Genomic DNA, 8,845 nt, shown 5'->3' on the forward strand with positions numbered 1-8,845 from the left:
AGAACCACTTCACGCTCGCCACCTCCGAGGACGGCACCACCTTCACCCAGGCGTACGCGGCCGACAGCGCCTCGAACACCGAGGCGCAGACGTACCGCTTCACCAGCCCGCGCAAGGCCCGCTACCTGCGCGTCACCGTCAACGGCAACACCGTCAACGACTGGGCCTCCATCACCGAGGCGCGCGCCTGTGGCGACGACACCGCGACGCCGACGCCCACGCCGCCGCCGCCCACCAACGTGCCCACCACGGACTCGGGGCCGGCCCTGCCGCGCCTGCCGTACCTGCAGAGCGTGGGGCCCACCAGCGCGCTCGTGGCCTTCCGCACCGGCGTGTCCTGCACGCCCTTCGTGCGCTTTGGCGAGGGCACGGACATCTCGCGCACCGCCACGGCCACGGTGGCCGGCTGGCGGCACGCGGTGAAGCTGGACGGGCTGCAGCCGGGCAGGACGTACAGCTACGTCGTCGAGGCGTGCGGCTCCGTCACCGGCGTGCGCAAGTTCCAGACGGCCACCGGCCCCGGGACGACGCGCGTCCACTTCACGGCCATGGGGGACTTCGGCACGGGCGGCACGCAGCAGGCCAACGTGATGAAGCTGCTCGCGCAGCCCTCGCGCGCCGGCGAGCTCCTGCTCACGCTCGGGGACAACGCGTACTCCTCCGGCACCGAGGCGGAGTTCCAGAGCAACATGTTCAAGCCCATGGCGGCCCTGCTGCGCGAGGTGCCCATCTTCCCCTCTCCGGGCAACCACGAGTACGTGACCGACCAGGGCCAGCCCTACCTGGACAACTTCTACCTGCCGGCCAACAACCCCGAGAAGAACGAGCGCTACTACTCCTTCGACTGGGGCTCGGTGCACTTCGTGTCGCTCGACTCCAACTGCGTCATCGGCCTGGCCTCGTCCGAGCGCTGCACGCTGGCGGCGCAGAAGAGCTGGCTGGCCCAGGACCTGGCCGCCACGCGCCAGCCGTGGAAGGTCGTCTACTTCCACCACCCCACCTGGTCGAGCGGCGAGCACGGCTCGCAGCTCAAGATGCGCCGCGAGTTCGCTCCGCTCTTCGAGCAGTACGGGGTGGACCTGGTCCTCACCGGGCACGACCACAACTACGAGCGCTCCAAGGCGATGAAGGGTGACGCGGTGGCCGCCTCGGGCACGCGCGGCATCCCCTACCTGGTGGTGGGCAGCGGTGGCGCCAGCCTGCGCCCCTTCCCCAGCACGCAGCCGAGCTGGACGGCCTTCCGCGACAACGTCAACGTGGGCTACCTGGACGTGGTGGTGGACGGCGGCACGCTGGCCGCGAAGTTCATCACCGCCAGCGGCAGCGTGCGCGACAGCCTCACGCTGACGAAGACGCTGCCCGCCGCGACGGTGCAGCCCACGGGTGTCTCGGCCCTGTCGCTGGAGACGCCCCCGGGCCCGGTGGACGACCCGAACCGGCAGCCGGCCTACATGCGCGCCACGCAGCCGGTGCCGCCCGCCGACACCCTGGAGTCCGTGGCGGACGCGCCCGAGCCCGCGGACACCCTCGTGCGCGAGCAGCGGTAACATCGCCCCCTCGCGGCGGGGGCCCCCCGGCTCCCGCCGCACCGTGGCCCTGGACTCTCCGGTTGGAATGCCGCCCGAAGACGGCGAGGATGCGCCGGCACTCCCGGGAGCCCGAGACATGAACCGCATGCACTGGCTGGACGCACTCGCCGCGCGGCTCACGGTGAGGCGCCAGCCCCGCTTCTTCGAGGACGGCTGGGGCTCCAACGCCCTGCTGGAGAAGCTCACCCGGGGCCCGCAGGGCTTCGCCTTCCCCGAGCTCTCCGAGGTGACGCTGCGTCACATGGGGCGTGAGGGGCGCCTGAGCGTGCTGGAGGGCCGCTTCCCCAGCCCCGCCGCGGTGGGCTCGCTGCCCGCCGCGTGCCAGCAGGCGCGCTTCCAGCTGCTGCTGCCCCAGGACGCCGGCCCGCGCCCGCCGGTGTGCGTCTTCCTGGCCGCCTCCGGGGACGAGGGCTTCGGCGTGCGGCGCTTCCTGGCCCGCGAGCTCGCCCGGCACGGCGTGGGCGCGCTGCTGCTGGAGAATCCCTACTACGGCTCGCGCCGCCCGCCCGGACAGAAGGGCCATGCGGTGCGCACGGTGGCGGACCTGCTGCTCATGTTCCGCGCCACGGCGGTGGAGGCCACGGCGCTGCTCGGGTGGCTGCTGGCCACGGGGCACCCCAAGGTGGGCATCTCCGGCTACAGCATGGGAGGCAGCATCGCCGCCTATGCCGCCGCCATGTTCCCCCTGCCCGCGGCCGTCATCCCCCTGGCCGCCTCGCCCTCGTCGGCCCCCGTCTTCACCGAGGGCGTGCTGTCCGCCCTCCCCGACTGGGAGGCCCTGGGCCGCACCACCGGAGGCCCGGAAGCGGCGCGCCAGCGGCTGGCCGAGCTCCTCTCCGCGGCCTCCACCACGGTGCTGCCCCCGCTGTCCAACCCGCGCCGCGCCATCCTCGTGGCCGCGCGCCGGGACGGCTTCGTGCCCTCGTCCGCCACGCTGCGCCTGCTCCAGCACTGGCGGGGGGCCGAGCTGCGCTACGTCCCCGGAGGCCATGTGAGTGCCTTCTTCACCGGGAGGGCCGCCATCATCCAGGCCATCCTGGACGCCTTCTCTCGCATCGAGCCCCTCCAGCTTCCCCCCGAGGAGCGGCCCGCGGACCGGACGTGACACACTGCGCCCCCAACACGTTGGACAACCAATCTGGGGGACACTTCCATGGGCACACGGCCCGCCTGGCATGACACGTGGGCCGACGTGGACGACACGTCGGATCCGAGCTTCTTCGTCCGCTTCCTGGACATGACACGCGCCCCGCTGATGAACGTCATCCGCGCGGCCCCCGAGCGCTTCCAGCAGGCGCACTTCCTGGAGCCCGGCCTCCGGGTGCTGGACGTGGGCTGTGGGACGGGCCACCTCACCCAGTGGTTCGCCGAGCGTGTCGGGCCGGAGGGCCGGGTGACGGGGCTCGACGCCAGCCACGTCCTGCTCACCGAGGCGCGGCAGCGCGCGGGGCAACGCGGGCTGCCGCTCGACTACGTCCAGGGGGACGCGCACCAGCTTCCCTTCCCGGCCGACACGTTCGACCGCTGCTACGCCAACCTCGTGCTGGAGCACGTGGAGGACCCCCGGCGCGCGCTGGCCGAGCTGCTGCGCGTCACCCGCCCCGGAGGGCTCCTCGTCGTCACCGACAACGACTTCAACGACCCGGAGCTGACGCAACGGCTCTCCCCCGTCAGCCAGCAGGTCCAGGAGGTGCTGCGGCGCACCTTCCGGCATGGCTCGCTGGCCCGACAGCTCCCCACCTTGTTCCAGGAGGCCGGGCTGCGCTCCGTGCAGGTCGAGGAGGTGCGCCACGCCTTCGAGCGCCTCAACCCGGTGGTGCGGGACCTGATTCAAGGCGCGGTGGAGCGCGCGGTGGCCGAGGGCCGGGTGACGGCCCACGAGGGAGCCGAGCACCTGGCGGACCTGGAGCGCCAGGACGCTGCGGGCCAGTTCCGCATCGCCTGGCACACGCTCAAGGTGACGGGCCAGAAGGCCTGAGTTTTTTCAAAGCGAGCCCGGAGGGTCCCCTCCTGCACGGACGCTCCGCGCTGGCTTAGGATGGGGGCATGAGTCGCTCTCGACTGCCGCTGGTCGCGCTCGTGGGTGCCGTGGGCTGCACGACGCAGGAGGCTCCCACTCCGGACGGAGTGCCCCACGCCGCCACCTCGCCGCTGCAAAAGCTGAAGGACACGTTCTTCTCCAACGAGGAGCAGGGCAAGGGGAGCGGCATCCGCGCGCTCCCGCCCGAGGAGCGCCGGAACTTCCTCTCCAAGCCCATCCCCGTCCCTGCGGGCACGCGGGCCCAGGCGACCCCGGTGGCGCCCGAGGCCCGGGACGGGGGCACCGTCTCCGATGGCGGCACCGCCGTGGACTACGCGGAGCAGCGGCGCCAGCAGTACGAGCAGCGCCACGAGCAGCGCCTGCACGGCAAGGGCAGTGGCATCCAGCGGCGGGAGATCATCCAGATCATCCGCCCCACGGACAGCGGCACCGCCGCCCCTCCGACGCCAGCCCCGACCTCGCTCGAGGAGTAGGGAGCGCACCTCCAACCATGTCTCCCCCCGCCGCTCCGGAGAAGAGGACCCCGAGCCCCCTGCGCGTCGCGTACGACGTGGAGGCCGCCGCCGTCCTCACCCGCCACAACCCGCGCCACCCGTACGCGCCCGACCTCGAGCGCCTGAAGCAGAACTCGGACGCCTTTCCGCTCGCCGAGGCGCTCACCCGCGCGGGCCGTCCGGCCACCCCGCTGGCCCTGGGCGCGAATGCACTCGAAGCGCTCCAGGCCCTGACGCGCGAGCGCCCGCCCCTCGTCTTCAACCTCTGCGACACGCTCGGCGGCGAGGGAGCCCCGGCGCTGCTGGTGCCCACGGTGCTCGACGCGTTGGGCATCCCCTACACCGGGGCGGACGCGCGAGGCCTGGCGCTCACCAAGAGCAAGCATGCCCTCAAGGCGCTGCTGGCCAGCGAGGGCATTCCCACCCCGCGCTTCCAGTGCATCCACGACACGGCGGGCGCGGAGTCCTTCTCGCTGGCGCTGGAGCCCCCGGTCGTCCTCAAGCCCTGCGGCGAGCACGCCTCCATCGGCCTGGAGGCGGCGAGTGTCGCCTGGGATGACGCCGAGGTCCGGGCCCGGGCGCACTACCTGCTCGGCCGCTTCGGGGGCCCGGTGTTGGTGGAGGAGTACGTGGGCGGGCGCGAGTTCTACGTGTCGGTCGCGGGCCATCCCCTCCGTGCGCTGCCCATCATGGAGCAGACCTTCGTGGACCTGCCCGAGGGCTACCTGCGGATGCGCACCTTCGACGCGAAGTGGTTCACGCAGCCGGGCCTGTCCGGGGACGCGCCGCTGCTCGCGAGGGACGAGCGCTGGCGCCGGCCCGTCCCCACGCGGCAGCCCGCCTCACCGTGGCGCCGACACGAGACGGTGGAGGAGTTGTGCGTACGGGCCTTCCGGCTCGTGGGCGGGAGGGACTGGGGCCGGGTGGAGTTCCGGCTGGACGCGGGCGGAGTCCCGCTCCTCATCGACCTCACGCCCAACTCGTACCTCGCCCCGAGCGCCCCGTGCGTGCTCGCCGCGAAGGAGGCGGGCATGTCCTACGAGGGCTTCCTCACGCTCATCGCCGAGGGAGCCCTGGCCCGAGGGCCTACGGGTTCCTGAAGCCGCCGGCGCGCCGGTCGGAGTCGCCGCCGCCCTCCCCGCCTCCCTGCCAGCCGCGAGGGCGCGACTGCTGCCACTCCTCACGCCGCATCTCCTCGTACTTCACCCGCTGCGTCTCATCGAGGACGGAGGCCATCTCCTTGTCCGTCTGCTCGCGCAGAGCCAACGAACCGATTCATCATGTCCTCACAGACGGGGGAGCCCCCAGCGTATTCCATGGCCCTCCGGGGAGAGCCCCTTCACTCCGGGTGCGCACCCCTGGCACGGACGGCCCGGGAGGCTTGGGACACCCGAGCCGGGCGAAGGTTAAAACGGAAGAATTCGCAGCGGGGAGGAGCCACTCATGACCGACGTCTTCGACCGGGCCATCGACCGGGTGCTGAGCCGGAAGAACCGCGAGGTGTACGAGCTGCTCCAGCGCAGTGGCCTCTACGACAACGTGGCCACGGCCATCCGGGGCCGGAAGATCCAGGTGCGCGGCAAGTGGCTGGCGGACTTCGCCTCGTGCAACTACCTGGGGTTGGACCTGCGCCCCGAGGTGATGGAGGCCATTGGCCCGGCGGTGCGCGACTGGGGCACGCACCCCTCCTGGGCGCGCATGTGCTGCAGTCCCGAGCTGTACGAGCGGCTCGAGGCCGAGCTGGCCGCGCTGCTGGGCACCGAGGACGCGCTCGTCCTGCCCACCATCAGCCTCATCGGCATCGGCCTCATCCCGGCGCTCACGGGCAAGGGCGCGGCCATCTTCGCGGACAAGGTGGTGCACAAGGTCAACCACGACGGCTGCCGGCTGGCGCGGGACATGGGGGCCACGCTCGCCAGCTTCCGCCACGACGAGCTGTCGACGCTGGAGGCGGGACTGGCGGCGCACGCGGACGCCACGGTGCGACTCGTGGTGGTGGACGGAGTGCTGTCCACCACGGGGCGGCTGCCGGACCTCGGGCGCATCGTGGAGCTGGCGCGCCGCCATGACGCCATCGTCTACGTGGACGACGCGCACGGCTTCGGCGTGCTGGGCGAGGAGCCGTCTGCCGAGCACCCCTATGGCCGCAAGGGCAACGGCGTCATCCGCCACCTGGGGCTCACCTACGACAACGTCCTCTACGTGTCGGGGCTGTCCAAGGCGTACTCCTCCCTGGCGGCCTTCATCGGCTGCCCGAGGAAGCTCAAGCCCTTCCTCAAGTGCACGGTGACGAGCTACCTGGTGTCGGGCCCGGTGCCCACGGCCTCGCTGGCCACGGCGCTCGCCGGGCTGGAGCTCAACGCCCGAGAGGGCGACGCGTGGCGCCGCACCCTCCACGACTACACGCGCGCCATCCTCGACGCCTACCGGGCCAGGGGCATCTCCACGGACAACGACACCGCCTTCCCCATCGTCAGCGCCTACGTGGGGAGCGCGGAGAACGTGGAGCGCGGCGGGCAGCTCCTCTTCGAGGAGGGCCTCAACGTGACGCTGCAGGGCTACCCGCTGGTGCCCCGCGACAAGGGCGTGCTGCGCGCCACCCCCACCGTGGCCAACACCTGGGACGAGGTGGAGCACCTCATCGCCGCCATGGATCGCGTCCATCGGACGCTCGACGCACCGCGTTGACACGAGGGGGGCTGCAACCCCGGCGGGCTCGTGCCGACAATCCCCGGACACCCCACAGGAGTCCCCATGCAACGACGTTTCCTCTCCTCCCCTCGCCTGCTGGCGGCCGTGACGCTCGCGCTCGTCCTGGGTGCCTGCGACACGGACCTTCCGGCCGAGGACTCCCTCTCCACCCAGAGCGCCGCGCTCACCGACCCGTGCGCCACCAACCAGGGCTTTCAACTCGGCGCCGGCATCTACGACATCACCGGCCCGGCCGCCGAGCTCGGGATGATGGGCTACGCGATGGTGGACCAGAAGACCGCGGGCATCCACCAGCGCCTGCGCTCGCGCGCCTTCGTCGTCTCCTCGGCCTGCAACGGCAAGCGCGTGGCCTTCGTCAGCGCGGACGTCGGGCAGATCTTCCAGGGCGTGAAGCAGCAGGTGGTGGAGAAGCTGCGCGTGAAGTACGGCACCCTCTACTCGGACGAGAACGTCGTGCTGAGCGCCACGCACACCCACTCGGGCCCGGGCGGCTTCTCGCACTACGCGCTCTACAACCTCACCGTGCTCGGCTACGACAAGCAGAACTTCGACGCCATCGTGGACGGCATCTACCAGTCCATCGTCCGCGCCACCGACAACCTCGCGCCGGGCACCATCCGCGTGGCCTCCGGAGACCTGCTCGACGCGAGCATCAACCGCTCCCCCGAGGCGTACCTGCGCAACCCCTCCACCGAGCGCGCGCAGTTCGGCCACGACACGGACAAGAAGATGACGCTGCTGCGCCTGCAGGGGGATGACGGGCGCGAGGTGGGCCTCATCAACTGGTTCGCCGTGCACGCCACGTCCATGGGCAACGACAACCTGCTCATCAGCGGCGACAACAAGGGCTACGCCTCCTACCTCTTCGAGAAGCTCAAGGGGACGAACTACACCGCGCAGCGCACCTTCGTGGCGGCCTTCGCGCAGAGCAACGAGGGCGACGTGACGCCCAACATCTACGGCGGCACCAACGGCGGTGGCGCCAACGACTTCGAGAGCGTGGAGCTCTCCGGCCGCAAGCAGTACACCCTGGCGAAGACGCTCTATGACTCGGCGTCGACGCTGCTGAAGGGCGGCGTGGACTCCCGGCACGTCCACGTGGCGATGGACTCGGTGCAGGTGGCGCCCGCGTACACGGACGGCGTCTGGCGCACCACGTGCGAGGCGGCCATCGGCGACTCGATGATCGCCGGCGCCGAGGACGGCCCGGGCTACGGCAAGGAGGGCGCCACCTGCGCGGACATCAACGACATGTGGAGCGCCTTCAACTGCACCTTCTTCACCACGCCGTGCCAGGGGGAGAAGCCCATCACCCTGGAGACGGGCACCATGTCGCCCTACCCGTGGACGCCCGAGGTGCTGCCGCTCCAGGTGGTGCGCCTGGGCAACGTGGCGTTGGTGGCGGTGCCCTTCGAGCCCACCACCATGGTGGGCCGGCGGCTGCGCAAGACGGTGCTCGCGCAGCTCTCCCCGGTGGGGGTGGACCAGGTGGTCATCGTCGGCCTGGCCAATGCCTACGCCGGCTACCTGACGACGCGCGAGGAGTACGCGAAGCAGGACTACGAGGGTGCCTCCACCCACTTCGGCCCGTGGCAGCTCGCGGCGGTGCAGCAGGAGGTGGACAAGCTGGCCCTTGCCCTGCGCAACGGCACCACCGTGGCGCCGGGCCCCACCCCGCGCGACCTGCGCAACGAGCAGTCGACGGTGCAGACGGGCGTGGTGTACGACGACAAGCTGCTGACGGTGAACTTCGGCAGCGTCTACACGGACGCGCGCGCCTCCTACCTCCGGGGCGAGACGGTGAGCGTGAAGTTCTGGGGCGCCCACCCGAAGAACAACCTGCGCCGCCAGGGCTCCTACCTCCAGGTGCAGCGCAAGACGAGCACCGGGACGTGGGTGACGGTGGCCAACGACTGGGACTGGGAGACGAAGTACCGCTGGGAGCGCTACGACTGCGCACCCACCTTCGGGTGCTCGCACGTCACCACCGAGTGGAAGATTCCGGCGGA

General features: G+C 71.5%; 8 protein-coding genes. 7 read left to right on the forward strand and 1 reads right to left on the reverse strand.

Annotated elements, in window-relative coordinates:
* The 5 genes from VF697_RS02055 to VF697_RS02075 form a co-directional block, all read left to right on the forward strand.
* Window positions 1-1,547 (forward strand): metallophosphoesterase (locus tag VF697_RS02055; protein WP_331091729.1); only part of this gene is annotated, 1,547 nt, incomplete at its 5' end.
* 118 nt (window positions 1,548-1,665) lie between these two features.
* On the forward strand, window positions 1,666-2,694 hold the full coding sequence (locus VF697_RS02060) for an alpha/beta hydrolase family protein (protein WP_331091731.1): 1,029 nt from the start codon (window positions 1,666-1,668) through the stop codon (window positions 2,692-2,694).
* Window positions 2,695-2,742: 48 nt separating this feature from the next.
* Window positions 2,743-3,567, forward strand: a complete 825-nt coding sequence (locus VF697_RS02065; RefSeq protein ID WP_331091733.1) for a methyltransferase domain-containing protein — start codon at window positions 2,743-2,745, stop codon at window positions 3,565-3,567.
* Window positions 3,568-3,635: 68 nt separating this feature from the next.
* Window positions 3,636-4,103: a hypothetical protein gene (locus VF697_RS02070; RefSeq protein WP_331091735.1), complete on the forward strand. Its 468-nt coding sequence runs from the start codon at window positions 3,636-3,638 to the stop codon at window positions 4,101-4,103.
* Window positions 4,104-4,120: 17 nt separating this feature from the next.
* Entirely contained in the window at window positions 4,121-5,224 is a 1,104-nt protein-coding gene (locus VF697_RS02075) for a hypothetical protein (RefSeq protein WP_331091737.1), read from the forward strand.
* On the opposite strand, the gene VF697_RS02080 is transcribed toward VF697_RS02075, so the two are convergent.
* Window positions 5,211-5,390 (reverse strand): hypothetical protein, encoded by a 180-nt coding sequence (locus VF697_RS02080; RefSeq protein WP_331091739.1) that lies wholly within the window; start codon window positions 5,388-5,390, stop codon window positions 5,211-5,213. The two genes, VF697_RS02075 and VF697_RS02080, sit on opposite strands and share 14 nt — an antisense overlap.
* 177 nt (window positions 5,391-5,567) lie before the next feature.
* Between VF697_RS02080 and VF697_RS02085 the strand changes: the two genes are divergently transcribed.
* Window positions 5,568-6,812: a pyridoxal phosphate-dependent aminotransferase family protein gene (locus VF697_RS02085; protein WP_331091741.1), complete on the forward strand. Its 1,245-nt coding sequence runs from the start codon at window positions 5,568-5,570 to the stop codon at window positions 6,810-6,812.
* Between the two features lie 66 nt (window positions 6,813-6,878).
* The coding region (locus VF697_RS02090; protein ID WP_331091743.1) for a neutral/alkaline ceramidase at window positions 6,879-8,845 on the forward strand (1,967 nt) is incomplete at its 3' end.

This window comes from Archangium sp., from assembly GCF_036388035.1.
GTDB lineage: Bacteria > Myxococcota > Myxococcia > Myxococcales > Myxococcaceae > Archangium.